Origin of the sequence: Trinickia sp. EG282A (genome assembly GCF_040965455.1) — a bacterium.
GTDB lineage: Bacteria > Pseudomonadota > Gammaproteobacteria > Burkholderiales > Burkholderiaceae > Trinickia > Trinickia symbiotica.
This window is the reverse complement of the sequence record NZ_JBFRCC010000004.1, coordinates 121,457-139,882: the sequence shown is the minus strand read 5'-3', so window position 1 is coordinate 139,882 and position 18,426 is coordinate 121,457. Positions and strand designations below refer to the sequence as shown.

The window sequence follows — 18,426 nt, the reverse complement described above, 5'->3', positions numbered from 1 at the left end:
GCCTTGCATGCAACTTCATAGTTTTTTCAATAGCTCCGCCTCCTATCGCGTGCGAATCGCGCTTGCGCTCAAAGGGCTTGCCAGCGATTACGTCCCCGTGAACATTCGCGCGGGCGCGCATCGCGACGCCGAATATGTCGATCGCGTCAATCCCTCGGCGGTCGTGCCCGCGCTCGTCGACGGCGAGTTCGCGCTCGGCCAGTCGCTCGCCATCATCGACTATCTGGACGCGCGCCATCCCGAGCCGCGCCTGATTCCGTCCGAGCCGACACTGCGTGCGCGCATCCTCGAGTTCGCCTATTTGATCTCCTGCGATATCCACCCTGTCAACAACCTGCGGATCCTTAAATACCTCGACGCGGTGCTTCACGTCACGCCCGAGCAAAAGGACGCCTGGTACAAGCATTGGATCGCGGAAGGAATGGCCGGGGTCGAGCGGATGCTCGCGCGACACGGGCAAGGGCCATGGTGTTTCGGGGGCGCGCCGACTTTGGCTGATTGCTGCCTCGTGCCTCAAATCGCGAACGCGCAGCGGATGGGGTGTGATCTCACTCTCTATCCGTTGAGTCTGGCCGCCTACCGCCACGCCATGGAGCATCCGGCGTTCGACGCTGCTCAGCCGAACAAGCAGCCGGACTATCTGGGCTCGTAAACGAAGTCGCTCGCGGCACGCGCCGCGAGCGAACCCGCACATCCCCGATCAGAACTTGTGGCGTATGCCTAGGCGTACGCCAAGCTGCTTGTCGGTGGCGGACGGCGTGAAGCCACTGATATTGGCGACCGCGGGCTGACCGAGCGAATCGCGACCGGTTGCGCGCTGCAATACCGCCAATGCATAGACGTCCGTTCGTTTCGACAGGCTATAGATGGTGCCGAGGTCGAGCTGAAAATACTTGGCGCCGCCGTCGCCTTTCACCGAATTGCGCCGCGTGTAATCGAACGCCACGCCGGTCAGCAAAGACGGCGTCCAGCGATAACGAACGCCGAGCTCCGCGCTCGTGAAGATGGCGTTGCCCGTGTAGCCGAGCGGGTTCGGACCCGACGAAGAGCCTAGCGAGTCGAAGCGCGTGTTCGTCACGACCGTCGAGATCGTTGCTTGGCCGAGCGTATAGGACGCGCCGGCGCCGAGTATCTCCGTCGTATGCGCGGAGGCGTATCCGGCATAGCCGGGCGAGGACTCGGGCGCCGTGGCGGAACCGAACGACCCGAGGTTGTTCGCCGTCGCTAGGCCCTTGTTGGGCGTGTTTCCGTAGAACGACACATTGGGGTTTCGCGCATTGAGGTACCCCGCCCCGAACGCGAATGCGTTGCCGCTGTAGCTGACGCCGAGCGACCAGATCTGATTTTGGCTCGTGTTTCCAGCAACGCCGCCGAAGCTATAGAGCGCGCCGGCGCGAAACCCGCGATAGGTCGGCGTCGTGAACTTGATCGAGTTGTTGATGCGATTCGTGTTGCTGAGGTTGTCGACATCGTTGAGATGCGACGACATGTAGCCGCCCCATGCGCCCGATGCCCCGAAGGACTGAACGGATTCCACCAGAGGGTCGTACTGGCGCCCGAGCGTGACGGTGCCGAGCCGCGACGAAGACAAGCCGACGTACGCTTGCCGTCCGAACTCGGCCCCGCCTTGAGCAAGGACCCCGCTGTTGGCCATGAAGCCGTTTTCGATGACGAAGACCGCGCTCAGTCCGTTTCCGAGCTCTTCCGTGCCGCGCAATCCCCATCGGCTGCCGGACAGGCCCGTCGTATGAGCGTCGGTCAGCGCGAATTGACTTCCCCCGTGTGGATGGCCGCTTGCGACGCCTGTTTGTGCGCTGTTCGTATAGGTAATGCCGAGATCGACGATGCCGTAGAGCGTGACGCTCGTCTGCGCGTGCGAGGCAGTGGCCGCGACGGCAAAGCCGCAAGCGGCGAGTTGCTTCTTCATCAAGTGTCTCCGTACTTTGTTAGTAGTGCTTACGATACTGCAGGACCTGAGGTGGGTCTGAGGAATGCGGATGGAGGGCGGGGGTCATTGCCGCCTTTGTCCCTTCATCCGCCGGTTCAAGCCGCGTCGATGCCGGCAGATGCGGCAAGCGCGGGGAGGGCTGCGCGGCGTCGAGCCTGCACTCCGCATAGGTAGATGGCGGCGGCCGCGATGCCGGCCGGTACCGCAACGATGAGGAAGAGCACCGGAAACCGGATATGGGCCGCGAGCAAGGCGCCGCCGACGAGCGCGCCGCAGACGGAGCCGAGCCGGCCCACCCCCAGCGCCCAACTGAGGCCGGTCACGCGGTTGGCAGTCGGGTAGTAGCGCGCCGCGAACGCATTGGCGCCGATCTGCGAACCGCTGATGCAAAAGCCGACGCCTGCGACCGTGACGGCAAGCAAGTCGCCCGAGACGCAGCCGGTCAGGGCGAGAAAGACTGCTCCGAATGCGTAGGAGAGGCCGAGAACGCCGGTGGCGGAAAACCTGTCCATGAGTCTTCCCAGCACGAGCGCGCCGAGCGTGCCGCCCACTTGATAGAACACGCCGATTCGCGAGGCTGAGGCGAGCGAGAGGCCGGAGGCATGAACGAGCGTCGGCAGCCAGTTCGTCATGAGATAGACGATCAGGAGGCTCATGAAGAAAACGCACCAGAGAAGCAGCGTTCCGGTGCGGAACGCAGGCGCGAACAATTGTTTCACGGGCGAACCCACCGTCCGGGTTTCGTGCAAGGTGAAGCGTGTATCGACGTCAGCCCGGAGCGGGGCGATGCGGTTGAGCAACGCGGCGATCTTGCTTGCGTCCGCGCCCTTGACGACGAGGTAGCGTACCGATTCGGGCAGCCATACCGCGAGCGCGGCGGCGAGCACGAGCGGGGCAATGCCGCCGAAGAGGAAGACGCCGCGCCAACCGTAATCGGGAATCAGCTCTGCCGCGACGACGCCGCCCAGGCCCGACCCCATCGTGAATCCACAGAACATGACCGTCGTGAGAAACGCCCGGCGGCGCTCGGGGCAATATTCAGACGTAAGCGCAATCGCATTCGGCATGGCCGCGCCGAGTCCGAGCCCGGTGGCGAAGCGCAACGCGATCAGGATCGCCACGCTTGGCGAATGCGCGGTCGCGAGGCTCGCGAGACCGAAGAAGGCGACGGTGGCGATCAAGGTCTTCTTTCGCCCGATTCGATCGGCGACGGGCCCGAGCAGTAGAGCGCCCACCATCAAGCCGCCGAGGCCGGCGCCGAACAGCATGCCGAGTACATTAGGACCGATATGCCAGTCCCGCATCAGCAGCGGTGCGATGAAACCGACGCAGGCCGTATCGAAGCCGTCGACCGCGACGATGCAAAAGCATAAAAGCAGGACCCGCCATTGAAAAAGCGAGAAGGGGCGCTCGTCGAGCCAGGCTCGAACGTCGATAGGGGGCGGTGCCGAGGACATCAGGGGTGTCTCCTTTCATCATGGCCGCGCGGTTGTCGGCCTTTCGTTATGAAAGGGAACTTAAACTGCGCCGCACCACGCGTCGACATAGGAACGTGAATTCGGCGCATTCACCGAATCAATATTGCGGGCCTTGCGTGCCGAAACGTCAATCCGCGAGTACGATGGAAAACTGACTCATCGATGAATTTCGGGAGGTGCCATGAACGCGGTGTGCCCGCTGCATGGGCCAACGACTATCATCGGCACGAACGCATACGGGTTCCCGGTCTATGCGTGCTGCCGCAACGACCTTCCTTACGTCACGCCACCGGACGCATGTACGAGGGCCCCGACCGAGCGCGGACTGGAGCCGCAGGAGCGTGCCCAGGAACCAAAGACGAAAAAGGAATGATGCGGAGATCGGCCTGCTATCCGTGTGCTGACGAGTTTTGAGGCTCGCGCTTTACCGATACGCCGCAGACCGATCATGACGACTTCACTGCTTGCCGCTGACGCGATCGATCGTCGCAACGAGTTCGGTTAGCGCCTGTTTGCAGGATGACTGCTCGGGCTTGGCGGCGCGCAATGCCGCGAGCGCGCGGTCGATCGCCTTGTCGACGGCATGCCAATCTGCAGCCGCGCGTGGTTTCAGCGAAGGCTCGGCGTCGTCCCAAGAAGTTTCGAGGTCTTTGATGCGTGTCTTCGCGCCGGCAAGGTCGCCTTTGTCGACGAGCGTGGCGGAGTCGCTAGCGATCTTGCGGAAGGGCGCGAGATCGCCAAGCTTCGAGGGCGTCGCGGCGCGAGCCGACGCGACGATGATGCCGCCGCCCGGAAGCTGCGCCAAGCCTGCGAAGGCGAGTGCGGCAGCCGACGCGAAAGTGATCGTGGTTTTTTTGATGCTCACTGATTCGTTCTCCTTAGCATTGAATCCGCTTGGCGCGGGGGAGAGGGCGGTATCGCCCCCGTTCATTGAAACCAGTCGAAGGTCCGGCTCAGCGTGAGGTTTGTCCGCGAGGCGCGCGTTCGATGGCGCTCTGCCAAGCCACGAGGGCGACGATGACGGCGAGGAATGCGATGCTCGTGCGAACCGTGCCCAGGCCCACTCCGCCGTATTCGCTGGCTTGCGAAAGCAGATCGCCGAGGGAAGCGCCCAACGGGCGCGTCAATATGTAGGCGACCCAAAACGTCAGCACGGCGTTGCCGCCCAGGTAATAGGCGAGTGCCGTGATGCCGATAAGCGCACTAAAGACCACTACGCCGAGCCTGAATCCGAGGCCGAGCGCTTCGGTCGCGAGATCGCCGGCAGCCGTGCCGAGCGCGAACGTCAGCAGGATTGCGGCCCAATAGAACAGTTCGCGGCGACGCGTGACGATCGTGTGAATCGAGAGCGTCCGTTCGCAGCGATACCAAAGAAGAAAGGTGGCCGCGAGCGCGACGGCGAAAACGGCGGTGCTGGCGTAGAGGCTCACGCCGAGCGTATCGGTGAGCGCATCGGTGATCTGAGTCCCGACGATGCTGACGAGCACGACCATGAGCCAGTAGGTCGATGGTACGTATCGGGTGGCATTGAGCTGCCGAAAGAGCGCGAGCACCAATAGTGCGAGCATGAGTGCGCCCGTCACCGCGGTGCCGAGACCGACATGGACAGCGAGGTAGTCGGCGCCGGTCTCGCCGACGGTCGTGGACAGGATCTTGATCAACCAGAAAACGGCGGTGACTTCGGGCACCTTGTTCAGCATCTCGGCGGCGCGGCCAGTTCCAAGCTTGTTCACATTCTTCTCCTAGGTCTACGCATCGTTCGGTGGCCGATCGGGCGGGGCGCGACGATGCGCATCTCGCAAGGCCGGGAACCGTGTGCGAGAGTCTGCTTGGACTTTGCTTACGGGAAGCTTATGGAGGGGAATGTGCGTAAAGCGAGTGTTGGAACTTCACCGGCGATGGCGCCGATTGTCTAGACCATGATGAATCCGTGCCGCATACCGAGCATCACCGCTTCGGTGCGGTTGGTCGCACCGAGCTTGCCGAAGATGGAGGAGAGATGGAACTTGACCGTGTTGTCCGAGATGTCGAGTCGCCGCGCGATGTCCTTGTTGCCGAGTCCGTCGGCGAGCATCGCCAGCACTTCGATCTCGCGTAAAGTCAAGGCTTCGAACGGTTCGCCGGATGCCGTCTGGCGCGACGGTCTTCGTCGGGTCAGTAGCCTTGCGAGGGTGTCGGGCGACAGCACGCAAAGGCCCGCGGCGACTGCTTCGATGGACATAACGATTTCGGCCGGCATCGCGTTGCGCGGCAGGATCGCCGCCGCATCGGCGGGCAGCACATCAAGGAGCCAGTCGCTGTCCGTATCGTCGCTCAACAGAACGAGCGACGGTGGCGCGTGCCCGAGTTCGAGTAGCGTTTTGATCGCGTCGCTCGCCTCCGGCTCGATGTCGGTTACGATCACATCCGGCGCCGACCCGGCGAGGCAATCGACGAGCGTTTCAGCGTCGGCTGCGCTACCTAAGAACGCAAGTGCCGGGTTCTCCTCGACAAGCGATTGCAGGCTAGCGCGCACCTGCGACGATGCCGCAAACACCAGCACCCGAACCGGCGCCGTGTGTACCGTTTGTCCATCCGACATTTCGTCGCTTCCCGGACATCACCTGCACGAATTCCGTTGGGGGCGTTCGCCCACTGTTACCGCACACGGGTGGCGTTCGCCACCTCGGATCAACGCGATTTGCAACTGCTGCCCAATGCTTGCGGAGCCCAGCGCGGCATGCAAGTCATTCATGTCGCTGCAAGGCTTGCCGTCCAGTTCGATCATCACATCGCCTATCAGCACGCCACCCTGTTCCGCAGGACCGCCCGGTGCAAGCGAATTGATCAGCAATCCGCTACTGAACGGAAGATTCATTTTTTTGACCCATGCGTCCAGCAGGCTGACCTGCTGTGTGCCGACGCCAAGGTAGCCCCGTGAAACGTGCCCTTTAGCCAACAACTCATCGGCGACGCGTTCCACGGTCACCGCCGGAATCACGACGCCGGCGCCGCGCATCAGTGCCGACGTGCAGATGCCCATGACCTGCCCGCGCATATCCGCGAGGGCCGCCCCGGAGAAACCCGGGCGTAGACCGCCGTCCAGGCGCACGAACGCATCGAGTTGTCCGTTTCTCCAGGTGCGCCATGGACCACCCGTGCTGCCGATCACGCCAAAATCAGCGCTGGTGCCGAACTCGTCCGCCCGCGCGACGGCGAGCGCAAGATGACCCGGCTTCAGTGAGCTGGCATCGCCCGAATCGATTGGGTCCAGGTCCACGCCGTCCAGTTTCAGCACGCCGACGTCGGAGCCCAAATCCAGGCCCGCGAGGACTGCGGCGACTGTGCGGCCGTCGGTCAATGTGACCTCGATCCCGTCCTCACGCCTGATCGTGTGTGCAGCCGTCACGACTACGCCATTTCGCCAGATTACCCCACTCGACGGCATGCGATGTCGGCCGTGTACTGCCACGACACTTCGCCCGACTCGCGCGACAATGTTTGCCAGATTGTCCGACAGATCCATTAAAGGATTTCCGCTCGAGGATGTGGTTTCCATTTCAAGTCTCCTGCCAATTGCATGCGAGCTGCTTGCGCTTCTCGTCATCGTCAATTGCTCACTTGCCCTATGCGGGTAGCGCGTTGTGACGACGGTTTCACAATGACAGAAGGACAGGGGGCGCACATCACCCAAATGGGTAGCCGGGGAGATGTGCGACAAGCTTCGCGAAACAGCGCGCATGACCACAGGCCGCGGAATGCAAAAAATAGAAGGCCTCGACACCTCTCGAAAGACGCGCCAGTTACTCGGTCCTAAAAGCGAGTCTTTCAGCAGAATCGCTAGTCGTCCAGCCTACTATCGCTGGCATCGCGCGTAGTCGGCCATTCTGCCGTGCGGCTTCCAGTGCAAGCTCGGACTGCGGTTTCGCCGCACTCCGATCAGTTTGTGCATGATGCGATCGCATCGGTGGTCACACTGTCGGCATGCGTCTCGACAGGTGCGTGCGAATGCGCCCCGATGATCGGCGCTCCCTTCGAAGCAAAAGCGGTCAGGTCCACGACTTTCGTCCTGCGGTCTTGCGAGCAGAGATGGGAAGGACGACAGGCCGCTCCTATCGGCGGCCTACTGACAGCCGTAGCCAAGGGCACGTGTGGTCATCGGTTTCGATCAAAAACTATTCCCTTGACGGAATACACCCTGCCGGCTATATTTTCATGACGTGGGACGTTGAATATACCGATCACTTTGGTGCTTGGTGGGACGAGCTAGTCGAGGCAGAACAGGAGTCCATTGCGGCGTCCGTTCGGTTGCTCGAAAACTACGGCCCCAACTTGCGACACCCATACTCAAGTGGGATCAACAGTTCTCGCCATGGCCACCTGCGCGAGCTACGAGTGCAACACGAAGGCCGCCCCTACCGAGTGTTGTATGCGTTCGACCCGCGCCGCACTGCGATTCTTTTGCTTGGCGGCGATAAGACGGGCAATGACCGCTGGTACGACGTAAGCATCCCGCGTGCCGATGCGCTGTATGAGGAACATCTGGCGCAACTCAAACAGGAGCGTTTCGACGATGGCTAGGAAGTTTTCCGAGTTAAGAGCGAGAATGTCGCCCGAGGCGCGGGCTCGGTCGGACGCAAAGGCGCGCCAAATGATCGCGGAGATGGCCTTGAGCGAGTTGCGGCGCGCGCGTGGTCTGTCGCAGCAGGCTCTGGCGGCGGTGCTGAATGTGAAACAACCGAGCATTGCGAAGCTGGAACAACGCACCGACATGTACATCTCGACGCTCCGCGCGCACATAAAGGCGATGGGAGGCGAGCTTGAAATCGTTGCTCACTTCCCGGATGGTGATGTGAGGATCGCCAATTTCTCCGAGCTTTGAGAGCCCGAAGGGCCGAGGCGGCCTCTCATTGAGAGAGGCTGAGGCAATTCATTCGCGGCCCAGATCAGCACTGACCGATCTTTTGCGCTTCCGCAACTTAGGATGAGGCCGGGTCCTAAAATAACGCCTTGTGTCCTTTTAGGATCGAAGCTGCCGATACAGCGAAGCCTTTCTTCGAGCGGCCCGGTCCTGCGTCGAACGGCTACGCGCGGCTTGTCACGCCGACATCGGCAAGCCATCGCGCGACACGCAAGAGCAAGGCCGACTGATCTTCAAACTGTTCGATTCCCTGCACCTGCGGCGCGCCGCAGATTCCGAACACCGGCTTGCCCCATTGGAGACCGAGTGCGATCTCAGAAAGCGTGCCGAGTCCTCCCCCCACGGCAACCAGGCAGAGCGATGCTCGCGCGATCAATGCATTACGCGTGATGCCGAGTCCCGTCGGCAATGCCACGCTGAGATAGGGATTCGCTTGACCATCATCGTCTTCGGGAAGCAAGCCGACGACGACCCCGTTTGCTTGGCGTGCGCCTCGGGCAGCCGCCTCCATGACGCCGCCTTTACCTCCGCAGAGAAGCGCGACGCCTGCGCCTGCGAACGCATGCGCAACCGCTTCGGCCGTGCGCAGCTGCTCCTCGGTAGCAACGCGCGGCCCGATCATCGCCATCGGCATCGCGAGCCGATCCGGTCCATGTTGACGCAACGCCACGCGTTCAAGTGCCGCCGCGACCGTAGTCCCCTCATCCCTACCGACGTCTGACAATGCATTCTCCGATTGCAAGCACACAGGTGCATAACGCGGTCAGTATGATCGACAGCACGGCCACCTGTGAAAAATCCGTCTGCCCGTCAGACATTTTCAAATACATCAAGAGCGGCAGCATATCGATCTGCGTGCCGGCCAATGCGAGGGCAGTCCCGTACGTCCCGAGCGCGATCGCGGTGACGAGGCACCAGGCCGACAGCACCGACGGCCAAAGCTCGCGCCATGCGACGTCGATCCATGCCCGCCAGGGGTGCGCGCCCAGCGTCATCGCCGCCTCGAGCGGTCGCCGGTCTAGATTCGCGAACGCTGGAAAGAGCATGAGCGCAACGCGCGGAATGAGGTAATAGGCGTATGCGATGACGAGGCCTGTAATCGTGTAGATCAAGCCGCCCAATTTCGCCGCATCGGCGCCGAAACGAGCAAGCAGCATCGTCACGAACCCGGCGCGGCCGAACGTCAGAATGAAGCCGTAGGCGATCACGAGCCCCGAAAACGCGAGCGGCACCCCAAGGATGGCCAACAACCAGCGCCGCTCGCCAGGAGGCCGTCCCGCAAGCTCGAAGGCGAGAACGAGACCGACGCCGGTCGACAACGTACCGGCGCCGAGCGCCAGCGCGAATGAATGCGCGATCGCACTCACGATGAGCGGGTCGCGCGCAATGACGGCGAACGCAGCACCACCGTTGCCGCAGGCTGCGACGACGAGCGCGGCGAGCGGCAGTGCGAAGCACACCGCCAACAGAACGCCTGCCGGCGCCGAACCGAAGCGCCGAATCAGGCCCTCTCGCTCTAGTAACGAGCCGCGCATTGCTACGTCCTCACTTGCCGAGCGTGGCTTGCGACCAGAGCTGATCGATTTCGCCCTTGTGCGCCGCGGCCTTCGCGACATCGAGCGGGTGAACTTGCGGTGCGTTCGGCATCTTCGCGGCGATCTCGGGGGCGAGCGTGACGCTGGGCACAGCCGGCCGCACGTAGCCCTGCGCGAACAATGCCTGACCGACGTCGCTCATCACCAGGTTCAGCCACAACTGCGCAGCGGCGGGATTCGGACCTTTCTTGACGAGACTCATCGCATAGGGCGCCGAGACGCTGCCGTCCTGCGGAATCACGACATCGACCGCGTCGCCCATGCCGTCCGTGTACTTCGCCTTGAGGCCGTCGTTTTCATAGCCGATCAAGATCGGAATTTCGCCTTTGACGAACTTCGCGTAAGGCGTCGTGCCTTCGACGCGCAGCACGTTGCCCGCCGACGTCAGCTTCCCGAAGAAGTCGGCACCAGGCTTCGGGTTGTCGACGTTGCCGCCGAACGCGTAGGCGGCGGCGAAGACGTCGACTTGTCCCTGGCCTGTCGAGCGCGGATCAAGGTAGACGACCGCATTCCGGTATTCAGGCTTCAGCAGATCGGCCCATCGCTGCGGCACCTCCTTCACGAGTTTCTTGTTGACGAGGAAGGCGATGTTGAGCGAATGCACGGTGAACCAGCGGCCGTCGGCTTCGCGAAACACGGTGGGCAGCTTGTCGAAATTGACCGGCTTGAACGGTTCAACGACGTCCTTGCCGACCGCATCGAGCGCGGAAGCCGCGAAGTAATAGGCGGTATCGGCCTGCGGGCGACGGCGGGACTTGTCGAGGGCGACGACCGTCGCGGCCGAACCTATGTCGTTGTACGTGAGCTCGACCTTCGGATAGCGCTTGCGAAATTCGGCAAAGAGTGACTTCCAGTTCGCCCATTCGGGACCGGTATCGAACGAGACGACGATTCCCTCATCGGCGGCTTTGGCGTAAAGCGCATCCTCGCCGGGATAAAGCGACGCGCCATGCGCCGTGGTCGCTGCAAGCGCTGCGCACGCGCCGAGCAAGACGCCGATACGGCGCAAGGCGGTCGAGAGGGTCAGGACTGCAGACATTCGGGTTCTCCGTTGGGCAAAGGGATGGATTGAGTGTCGGGCGACGCATTCAACGTAACGAGATGGCACGGATCGATGGCGATGCTGCTCGTCGGAAGTGATCGGCCTTCGCATAGCAGCGGCTTTGATGAGCCGCTCGGTAAAAAGTCGTAGCGTTGCGTAGCGCCGAAGTACCGAATTTCGCCGAGTGCGCCATCAATGCGATTGGCGGTACCCACAGGCGGATCCGGTCGGATATGCTCGGGTCGCAATAGCAATTCGACTTGATCGCCGATGCGGCGAATGCCCGTATCGGCAGTCAGCAACGCGAACCCCACGTCGACCGTGTCTTTGGCGCTGATGCGGCCAGGCAGGATCGTCGAATGGCCGACGAAACGCGCGACCTGCACGGAAACGGGGCGCTCATATAGGTTGCAGGGGGTGTCGACCTGCAGCACGCGGCCGCTTTCTACCACTGCGACGCGATCGGCCATGCTGAGTGCTTCTTCTTGATCGTGCGTGACGAGCAGCGTCGTGGCGCCGCTTGCCCGTTGCAACGCACGAATCAAATCACGGAGTTGATGGCGAATGCCGGCGTCCAGGGCGGCGAGCGGCTCATCGAGCAGCAAGACGCGCGGCGCGATCACGAGCGCGCGAGCGAGCGCGACCCGTTGCTGCTGCCCGCCCGATAGCATCGTCGTGCCGCGGTCCGCATGCGACGAGAGTCCGACGCGCTCGAGCATCTCCAGCGCGCGGACGCGCCGCTGCGCGGCCGGCACGCCACGCATGCGCAGGCCGTAGGCGACGTTTTCGACGACGGACAGGTGTGGAAAGAGCGCGTACTGCTGAAACACCATGCCGACCTCTCGACGCCAGACCGGCACGCCCGCCATGTCATCGCCTCCAATCGCGATGCGTCCGTCGTAGCCGTCGAGCAGGCCGGCAGCAAGGCGCAGCAGGGTCGATTTGCCCGATCCGCTGCGGCCCATGACGGCGAGCAGTTCGCCGGGCTGCGCTGCGAGGGTGACGGCATCGACGCCATGCCCGCCGCGCGGATATTTGAAGCTGACATTGTCGAAATTGAGGCTCATGCTGATTACAGCCTGTTGACGGTGTTGATCGACGCGAGCGTGGCCGCCACGGCCAGGACGAGCAGGACGACGGTTGCGGCGCAAGCCAAGCCGGAAGCGCCGTAGAACGCCTGGAGCAACACGACCGGAAAATTGCGGTAGCGAAAGCCCGCGATCAAATTGGATATCTGAAATTCGCCGATCGAGAGAGCCGAGACCATCACGAGGCCCGAAAACAGGCTCTGCCGTAGGTTCGGTACGACGATCGAGAAGAACTGACGTGAGGGCGTGGCGCCCAACGTCGCGGCACAGTCCTCGAGTTTTGTCAGATCGAGGTGGCGCAAATCGCTGAGCAGCGTCTGCACCAGGTAGGGGAGGGTCAGCACGGCGTGCGCGGCGATCATCAACGGCAGCGTTCCGAGCCACGGCAGCGTATCGCCGCCGAATACGGCGATATAGCCGAAACCGAGGGTTAGCGCCGGTACGGCGACCGGCATCAGCATGACGACGCGCGAAGCGGCTCCTCGCCCGCTCCGCGCGCGGTAATTCAACGCATAGGCGAGCGGCAAGCCGATGCAGGCATCGACTGCGCAACAAGCCAGCGCAACGACGAAGCTCACGCCAAATGCTCGCCGGAAACTGACATCCGTTGCCAGCTCGACAAACCAGCGCCAGGTGAAGCCGCTAGGGAGCAAGGTATTCGTCCAGCTCTTGCCGACTGAGCCGATCAGCAGCAATACCATCGGCGTCAGCAGATAGAGCGCGAACAGCGTGACGACGGCGCGAACCGCGATTCGCCCGATGGACGGCTGGGCGCTCCTTTGACGAAACGGCACAGTGGGGGCTGGCGCGGTGTTCGATGACAAGTCTTTCTCGCGTGTGTTCGATAAATGGCTCGCCGCGGCCCGCTGTGCAAAGCTGCCGGAGGCGACGACGCAACGGGCAGTTTGCGGGGTGGACATTGCATCGTCATGAAACGAGGGTAAAAAGCGCGCAATGTACTGTGCGGATTTGGAACAGCTCGAATGAAGTCTTCTTGCCCGAGTACCGTGGAGTTGCTCACGTTCCTGGCGTCCGCGAAGCATCTCAACTTCTCGCGCGCGGCACGCGAGCTGGGACTGACGCCGAGCGCGGTCAGCCGACAGGTATCGAATCTCGAAGCCCAGGTCGGCGTCCGGCTTTTCGTACGCGACGGCCGCCAGCTCGCGCTCACGCCGGCCGGGGCCACGTATCACGCACGAATCAAGGAGCCGCTGCGTGAAATCTGTCACGCTTCGCTGGAACTCCTCGCCTCACGCGAGGAAGCCGATTTGCTCACGATCGCGAGCGTGCCTACCTTCACGACAAGATGGCTCGTGCCGCGTCTGCCGCGCTTCCTCGCGTCCGCGCCGAACGTCACACTGAGCTTTCGGCGACATCTGGCGCACGGCGATGCGTTTCCGCCGGAGCTCGATGCGGCCGTTCGCTACGGAGACGGCCGTTGGGAAGGAGTGCTAAGCGACTACCTGGACGGACATACGTTCGCGCTTGTCTGTTCGCCCGAGTTCGCGCAGCGGCATCCGGTCCGCGAGCCGGCCGACGTTGCCGACGCGCCTCGGCTCGTGCATGAGCAAGCCGCAACGGCATGGATCAAGTGGGCGGAGCGGCATGGCGTGACGCGGATGCGAGCCCTGGCGGGACCACGCTTCGAGCAATACGCCGTACTGATACAGGCGGCGTGCGCGGGGCTCGGTCTCGCGCTCGTCCCGGCGTTCCTGATTCGCGATCTGCTCAGCTCGGGGGCGCTCGTCGAGCCGATCGATGCGCCGGTCGACGTCGATGACCAGGGCCACTATCTCTGCTACTCGGGGGAGCGTCTCGCTACCAGACCCGGGTTGCAACGCTTCAGAGCGTGGATGCTCGAGGAATGTCGGGGCTGAGGTGTGTCGGCTGTCGCGCCGCCGCTGCTGTTAGCCTGCAGCGCGCCGGTCGCCGATATCTTTTCAAGTGATCGCGGCTAGCCTGGCCGCCCGGCTTCGATCCATGCCTTCGTTTCCGCCATCGTCAACCGATACCGCGCACAATTGAAAACTTCCAGCTTCGCCAACTCATCGGCGAGTATGGCGCTGAACCCCGGCGCGGATTCCTCGGTGAGTCCAAGCTCGGACGCCGCCTCGACCGCGGCTTTCCGACCGCGCACGACGAGTCCGATTGCCTCGCTCAGTGCTTGCCGATAACGCAGGCGCATCGTATCGGGCACTCCCATCGATTCGAGCACGACCTTGTATTTGTCGATCGAACGCCGATAGGTCCACTCGAACATATCGACAGCGAGCGAGACGTCGCGCAGTTCGTAGACGCCTATCATCGCAAGCGCGTAATCGTGTATGTCGACGTCCAGAAACGATAGCGGCGCGCAGTTGTATAGCATCAGCGGAATGTTCGCCGCCAGGCGGCTCGTACGCTTGTTGCCATCCTCGAACGGCTGCAGATAAGCAAGGTTTGTCCATAGGAAAAACGCCGCTTCGACAGGGTTCCTGATCAATCGAGCTTTGGTGACGATGAGGTCGAGCATTTCCTCCAGGACGGACGGCACCTGCATCGGCAGGTAGGTGGTATCGCTGATGTTGACGACCTTTTTGCGGATCGTTCCAAGACCTTCTTCATCCACGAGCAGATTCTGCATCAGCACCGCGTGTAGATTGCGGATAACGGGTGTGGACAGGCCTTCCGTCGGCACGGCGTCGACAAGGAACTCGATAGCGCTCTTGTGGTTGAGCAGCATGACGGCATCGAAATCGCCGTCGGCTATGCCGCTTTCGAACAGTTTGCGTGTGTCGAGCAGCGTGAACCGATTGCCTTCAAGGCGCGACGACGACCATGACAAGTCGATCAGCAGCTGCTCCAGCACCTTACGAGCGTAGGTGCCCGCCGGCTGTTGCCCCTGCATGCGCCCGGCGTTTGCCAGCTGGATGGCGAGCGGCTCGGGGATCAGCGATGACTTGTTCGGTTCGTAGTGGTCGACGAAATCGCGTTTGTAAGAAACGGGGGCGCGGGTCGCCAATGGAGCGGCCAATCGCCGACGCACGGCAACGCTCGCAGGAGACCATTGCATCTCTGTCGGACTGAGCGTGCCGAGCGCCAGTTCCGCCGAAGGTATGTCCGAAGCAAGCGTGTAGCGCGTTGCACGACCCGTCCCGTGGCGGTTCACTCGGCCTGCCGCGCGCAGGTCGCCAAGAAGCCGCTTTATCGTCGCGAGACTTTTCCCCGTGGCGTTGGCAAGTTCGGAAGACGTGACCTGGCTATGGCCCTGTGCCGTAAAACGGCGCAAGGCTTCAATGACGTCTTCGGCGGGCAGTAGTCCAGTGCTCATGCAAATCGGCTCAGAATCGGCTCATATCGGCTCACGTTGGAGCTGATTTTGAGCCGATTTGAGCCGATTCGCAAGACTTTGAGCCGATTCAGCCCGCAATGAGCCGATTCGTGAGCCGATGAGTCGATATTCCGCTCGGCAACACCCACGTGACCGTCAAGTTTGCCGCCAACCCCAATGAAAAGGCCCGGCAGGGCAGCCGGGCCTTCGAACGGCCGCGCTTCGACGATCGAAGCGCGGCAATGACTACCTCAGACGGCAGAGCGCGCCGGCGCCCGCGCCACGCGCCAAACGGCTTACGCCGCCAACAGCGACCGCAGCACGAACGGCAGAATCCCGCCGTGCTTGTAGTAGTCGACTTCGATCGGCGTATCGATGCGCAACAACACCGGCACGCGCTGCTCCTTGCCGTCCTTGCGATGGATCACGAGCGTGACTTCTTGCTGCGGCTTGAAGTCGTCGGCGAGGCCTTCGATGTCGAACGTCTCTTCACCGGTGATGCCAAGCGACTGGATGCTGTCCGAGCCCTTGAACTGCAGCGGCAACACACCCATGCCGACCAGATTGGAGCGGTGGATCCGCTCGAAGCTGCGGGCGATGACAGCCTTCACGCCGAGCAACTGCGTGCCCTTCGCGGCCCAGTCGCGCGACGATCCCGTGCCGTACTCCTCGCCGGCGAAAATCACGGTCGGCGTGCCGGCATCGATGTACTTCATCGCGGCATCGTAAATCGACAGTTGCTCGCCGCTAGGCTGATGAATCGTCAGCCCGCCCTCCACACGCGTGCCGTCGGCCTTCGGCGGGATCATCAGGTTCTTGATCCGCACGTTCGCGAACGTGCCGCGCATCATCACGTCATGATTGCCGCGGCGTGAGCCGTAACTGTTGAAGTCGGCCTTCTGTACGCCGTTGGCCTTGAGCCACTTGCCGGCCGGCGAATCTTCCTTGATCGAACCCGCGGGGCTGATGTGGTCCGTCGTGACGGAATCGCCGAAGACGCCGAGCGCACGCGCACCCTTGATCGTCGGAATCGCGTCGGTCGGCTGCATCGAAAACTGCTCGCCGAAAAACGGCGGTTCGGCGATGTAGGTCGACTTCGGCCAGTCGTAGACTTGACCTTCCTCGCCCTGGATCTTGCTCCAGAGGTCGCCTTCTTGCGTGAGCTGCGAGTAGTTCTTGCGGAACGCTTCGGGGTCGAGCGCGTATCTGAGCAACGCATGAACCTCTTCGCTCGACGGCCAGATGTCGCCGAGATAGATGTCCCTGCCGCCCTTGCCCTTGCCGACGGGCTCCGTCATCAGATCACGCGTGATCGTACCGGCGATCGCATAAGCGACGACGAGCGGCGGCGAGGCGAGGAAGTTCGCGCGGATGTTCGGGTGAATGCGCGCCTCGAAGTTGCGGTTGCCCGACAAGACGGCGGCCGCGACGATATCGTTCTTCGTGATCGTCTCGTTGATCTCGGGCGTGAGATCGCCGGCGTTGCCGATACAGGTCGTGCAGCCGTAGGCCGCGAGCTCGAAACCGAGTTGCGAAAGGTAGGGCAGGAGGCCCGTCTTGGTCAGGTACTCGGTCACGATCCGCGATCCCGGCGCGAGCGAGGTCTTGATATGCGGCGCCACGGTCAGGCCGGCCTCGACGGCCTTCTTCGCCAACAGGCCGGCGGCCAGCAGCACGCTCGGGTTCGACGTGTTCGTGCACGACGTGATGGCGGCGATCACCACGTCGCCGTTCTTCAGCTTGATGCCGTTCGATGTCTCGTACACGGCGTCCAGTTCGGCCGGCTTCTTCGCAAAGCCGTTTTCGCCGACGGGCTTCGAGAACAGATCCGCGAACGTCGACTTCACATAGCCGATCTCGATGCGATCCTGCGGACGCTTCGGACCGGCGAGTGACGGGGCGACGGTTGCGAGGTCGAGCGTGACGACCTTCGTGAAGTCGATCTGGCCTGCCTTCGGAATCCCGAAGAGCTGCTGCGCCTTGAAGTAGTTCTCGAAAGCGGCGATTTCGGCATCGGTGCGGCCGGTGCCCCTGAAGAAATCGATCGTCTTTTCGTCGACCGGGAAAAAGCCCATCGTCGCGCCGTACTCGGGCGCCATGTTGCCGATCGTCGCGCGATCTGGAACCGCGATCGATTCCGTGCCCTCTCCGAAAAACTCGACGAATTTGCCGACCACCTTCTCCTTGCGCAGCAGCTCGGTGATCGTCAGCACGAGGTCCGTCGCCGTGACGCCTTCGCGCAGCTTGCCCTTGAGCTCGACGCCGACGACATCGGGCGTGAGGAAGTAGACGGGCTGGCCGAGCATGCCGGCCTCGGCTTCGATACCGCCCACGCCCCAGCCCACGACGCCGATGCCGTTGATCATCGTCGTATGGCTATCGGTGCCGACGAGCGTGTCGGGGTAGTAGACCGTGTCGCCGTTCTCGGCCTTCTTGTGCACGCCGCGCGCGAGGTACTCGAGGTTGACCTGGTGCACGATGCCGACGCCGGGCGGCACGACCTTGAACGTGTCGAACGCTTGCATGCCCCACTTCATGAACTGGTAGCGCTCATTGTTGCGCTGGAATTCCAGCTTCATGTTGAGATCGAGCGCATCCTTCTGGCGGTAGTAGTCGACCTGCACGGAGTGGTCGACGACGAGATCCACGGGTACGAGCGGCTCGATCAGCTTGGGGTTCTTGTCCATGCGCTGCGCCACGCCGCGCATCGCGGCAATATCGGCGAGCAGCGGAACGCCCGTGAAGTCCTGCAACACGACACGGGAGACGACGAACGGAATCTCGTCGACGCGCGGTGCATTCGGCTTCCAGTTGGCAAGCTGTGCGACGTGCTCTTCGGCGACTTTCTTACCGTCGAAGTTACGCAGCACCGATTCCAGAACGATGCGGATCGACACGGGCAGGCGCTCGATCTTGACGTTCAATGCCTTGCCGAGCTCGGGCAGCGAGTAGAACTTCCCTTTTCCTGAGCCGCTGTCGAATTCCTTGAGCGTGTTGTGGAGGTTGTGGGCCATGGTTTGTCCTAGGTTTGGAGCGAGGAAACAACGATCTTGTTGCCTTTCTTT

General features: G+C 62.5%; 17 protein-coding genes. 4 read left to right on the top strand and 13 right to left on the bottom strand.

Features of this window, described 5'->3' with window-relative positions; genetic code table 11:
• Positions 1 to 7: 7 nt before the first annotated feature.
• Entirely contained in the window at positions 8 to 652 is a 645-nt protein-coding gene (gene maiA / locus AB4Y31_RS19970) for a maleylacetoacetate isomerase (protein WP_368675438.1), read from the top strand.
• 48 nt (positions 653 to 700) lie between these two features.
• Here the strand turns inward: maiA and AB4Y31_RS19965 are convergent, their stop codons facing one another.
• The 6 genes from AB4Y31_RS19965 to AB4Y31_RS19940 all read right to left on the bottom strand — a co-directional run bounded on the left by AB4Y31_RS19965 (position 701) and on the right by AB4Y31_RS19940 (position 6,931).
• A complete protein-coding gene (locus AB4Y31_RS19965) occupies positions 701 to 1,927 on the bottom strand; it encodes a porin (protein ID WP_368675437.1) in 1,227 nt (408 codons plus the stop codon).
• A gap of 116 nt (positions 1,928 to 2,043) precedes the next feature.
• Positions 2,044 to 3,405 (bottom strand): MFS transporter, encoded by a 1,362-nt coding sequence (locus AB4Y31_RS19960; protein WP_368675436.1) that lies wholly within the window; start codon positions 3,403 to 3,405, stop codon positions 2,044 to 2,046.
• A 478-nt stretch (positions 3,406 to 3,883) separates the two neighbouring features.
• The gene (locus tag AB4Y31_RS19955; RefSeq protein ID WP_368675435.1) at positions 3,884 to 4,291 is read right to left on the bottom strand and encodes a histidine kinase; all 408 of its coding nucleotides are present in this window, start codon (positions 4,289 to 4,291) and stop codon (positions 3,884 to 3,886) included.
• 88 nt (positions 4,292 to 4,379) lie between these two features.
• A complete protein-coding gene (locus AB4Y31_RS19950; RefSeq protein WP_368675919.1) occupies positions 4,380 to 5,126 on the bottom strand; it encodes a hypothetical protein in 747 nt (248 codons plus the stop codon).
• Between the two features lie 212 nt (positions 5,127 to 5,338).
• Positions 5,339 to 6,007: a LuxR C-terminal-related transcriptional regulator gene (locus tag AB4Y31_RS19945; RefSeq protein WP_368675434.1), complete on the bottom strand. Its 669-nt coding sequence runs from the start codon at positions 6,005 to 6,007 to the stop codon at positions 5,339 to 5,341.
• A gap of 18 nt (positions 6,008 to 6,025) precedes the next feature.
• A complete protein-coding gene (locus AB4Y31_RS19940; protein ID WP_368675433.1) occupies positions 6,026 to 6,931 on the bottom strand; it encodes a S1C family serine protease in 906 nt (301 codons plus the stop codon).
• A gap of 689 nt (positions 6,932 to 7,620) precedes the next feature.
• Here AB4Y31_RS19940 and AB4Y31_RS19935 point away from each other — a divergent pair.
• Positions 7,621 to 7,986 carry a type II toxin-antitoxin system RelE/ParE family toxin gene (locus AB4Y31_RS19935; protein WP_368675432.1) on the top strand — a complete coding sequence of 122 codons (366 nt, stop codon included), beginning with the start codon at positions 7,621 to 7,623 and terminating at the stop codon, positions 7,984 to 7,986.
• Positions 7,979 to 8,287, top strand: a complete 309-nt coding sequence (locus tag AB4Y31_RS19930; protein WP_368675431.1) for an XRE family transcriptional regulator — start codon at positions 7,979 to 7,981, stop codon at positions 8,285 to 8,287. The genes AB4Y31_RS19935 and AB4Y31_RS19930 overlap by 8 nt, the downstream gene beginning before the upstream one ends.
• A gap of 202 nt (positions 8,288 to 8,489) precedes the next feature.
• On the opposite strand, the gene AB4Y31_RS19925 is transcribed toward AB4Y31_RS19930, so the two are convergent.
• The 5 genes from AB4Y31_RS19925 to AB4Y31_RS19905 form a co-directional block, all read right to left on the bottom strand.
• The gene (locus AB4Y31_RS19925) at positions 8,490 to 8,960 is read right to left on the bottom strand and encodes a TIGR00725 family protein (protein WP_368675918.1); all 471 of its coding nucleotides are present in this window, start codon (positions 8,958 to 8,960) and stop codon (positions 8,490 to 8,492) included.
• 73 nt (positions 8,961 to 9,033) lie between these two features.
• Positions 9,034 to 9,861: an ABC transporter permease gene (locus AB4Y31_RS19920; RefSeq protein ID WP_368675430.1), complete on the bottom strand. Its 828-nt coding sequence runs from the start codon at positions 9,859 to 9,861 to the stop codon at positions 9,034 to 9,036.
• A 10-nt stretch (positions 9,862 to 9,871) separates the two neighbouring features.
• The gene (locus AB4Y31_RS19915; RefSeq protein WP_368675429.1) at positions 9,872 to 10,960 is read right to left on the bottom strand and encodes an extracellular solute-binding protein; all 1,089 of its coding nucleotides are present in this window, start codon (positions 10,958 to 10,960) and stop codon (positions 9,872 to 9,874) included.
• Complete coding sequence (locus tag AB4Y31_RS19910; protein WP_368675428.1) at positions 10,945 to 12,030, bottom strand: ABC transporter ATP-binding protein; 1,086 nt, start codon at positions 12,028 to 12,030, stop codon at positions 10,945 to 10,947. The genes AB4Y31_RS19915 and AB4Y31_RS19910 overlap by 16 nt, the downstream gene beginning before the upstream one ends.
• 5 nt (positions 12,031 to 12,035) lie before the next feature.
• Positions 12,036 to 12,971, bottom strand: a complete 936-nt coding sequence (locus AB4Y31_RS19905; RefSeq protein ID WP_368675427.1) for an ABC transporter permease — start codon at positions 12,969 to 12,971, stop codon at positions 12,036 to 12,038.
• 63 nt (positions 12,972 to 13,034) lie between these two features.
• Here AB4Y31_RS19905 and AB4Y31_RS19900 point away from each other — a divergent pair, with 63 nt between their 5' ends.
• On the top strand, positions 13,035 to 13,928 hold the full coding sequence (locus AB4Y31_RS19900; protein WP_368675426.1) for a LysR substrate-binding domain-containing protein: 894 nt from the start codon (positions 13,035 to 13,037) through the stop codon (positions 13,926 to 13,928).
• Positions 13,929 to 14,005: 77 nt separating this feature from the next.
• Here the strand turns inward: AB4Y31_RS19900 and AB4Y31_RS19895 are convergent, their stop codons facing one another.
• On the bottom strand, positions 14,006 to 15,361 hold the full coding sequence (locus AB4Y31_RS19895; protein WP_368675425.1) for a Fic family protein: 1,356 nt from the start codon (positions 15,359 to 15,361) through the stop codon (positions 14,006 to 14,008).
• Positions 15,362 to 15,657: 296 nt separating this feature from the next.
• Positions 15,658 to 18,375, bottom strand: a complete 2,718-nt coding sequence (acnA, locus tag AB4Y31_RS19890) for an aconitate hydratase AcnA (RefSeq protein ID WP_368675424.1) — start codon at positions 18,373 to 18,375, stop codon at positions 15,658 to 15,660.
• Positions 18,376 to 18,426: the final 51 nt, after the last annotated feature.

What these genes read in the sequence shown, in the direction of transcription:
- maiA (WP_368675438.1), top strand. Translation starts at nt 8, where the DNA reads ATGCAACTTCATAGTTTTTTCAATAGCTCCGCCTCCTATCGCGTGCGA.
- AB4Y31_RS19965 (WP_368675437.1), bottom strand. Translation starts at nt 1,927, where the DNA reads ATGAAGAAGCAACTCGCCGCTTGCGGCTTTGCCGTCGCGGCCACTGCC.
- AB4Y31_RS19960 (WP_368675436.1), bottom strand. Translation starts at nt 3,405, where the DNA reads ATGTCCTCGGCACCGCCCCCTATCGACGTTCGAGCCTGGCTCGACGAG.
- AB4Y31_RS19950 (WP_368675919.1), bottom strand. Translation starts at nt 5,126, where the DNA reads ATGCTGAACAAGGTGCCCGAAGTCACCGCCGTTTTCTGGTTGATCAAG.
- AB4Y31_RS19945 (WP_368675434.1), bottom strand. Translation starts at nt 6,007, where the DNA reads ATGTCGGATGGACAAACGGTACACACGGCGCCGGTTCGGGTGCTGGTG.
- AB4Y31_RS19940 (WP_368675433.1), bottom strand. Translation starts at nt 6,931, where the DNA reads ATGGATCTGTCGGACAATCTGGCAAACATTGTCGCGCGAGTCGGGCGA.
- AB4Y31_RS19935 (WP_368675432.1), top strand. Translation starts at nt 7,621, where the DNA reads ATGACGTGGGACGTTGAATATACCGATCACTTTGGTGCTTGGTGGGAC.
- AB4Y31_RS19930 (WP_368675431.1), top strand. Translation starts at nt 7,979, where the DNA reads ATGGCTAGGAAGTTTTCCGAGTTAAGAGCGAGAATGTCGCCCGAGGCG.
- AB4Y31_RS19925 (WP_368675918.1), bottom strand. Translation starts at nt 8,960, where the DNA reads ATGCCGATGGCGATGATCGGGCCGCGCGTTGCTACCGAGGAGCAGCTG.
- AB4Y31_RS19920 (WP_368675430.1), bottom strand. Translation starts at nt 9,861, where the DNA reads ATGCGCGGCTCGTTACTAGAGCGAGAGGGCCTGATTCGGCGCTTCGGT.
- AB4Y31_RS19915 (WP_368675429.1), bottom strand. Translation starts at nt 10,960, where the DNA reads ATGTCTGCAGTCCTGACCCTCTCGACCGCCTTGCGCCGTATCGGCGTC.
- AB4Y31_RS19910 (WP_368675428.1), bottom strand. Translation starts at nt 12,030, where the DNA reads ATGAGCCTCAATTTCGACAATGTCAGCTTCAAATATCCGCGCGGCGGG.
- AB4Y31_RS19905 (WP_368675427.1), bottom strand. Translation starts at nt 12,971, where the DNA reads ATGTCCACCCCGCAAACTGCCCGTTGCGTCGTCGCCTCCGGCAGCTTT.
- AB4Y31_RS19900 (WP_368675426.1), top strand. Translation starts at nt 13,035, where the DNA reads ATGAAGTCTTCTTGCCCGAGTACCGTGGAGTTGCTCACGTTCCTGGCG.
- AB4Y31_RS19895 (WP_368675425.1), bottom strand. Translation starts at nt 15,361, where the DNA reads ATGAGCACTGGACTACTGCCCGCCGAAGACGTCATTGAAGCCTTGCGC.
- acnA (WP_368675424.1), bottom strand. Translation starts at nt 18,375, where the DNA reads ATGGCCCACAACCTCCACAACACGCTCAAGGAATTCGACAGCGGCTCA.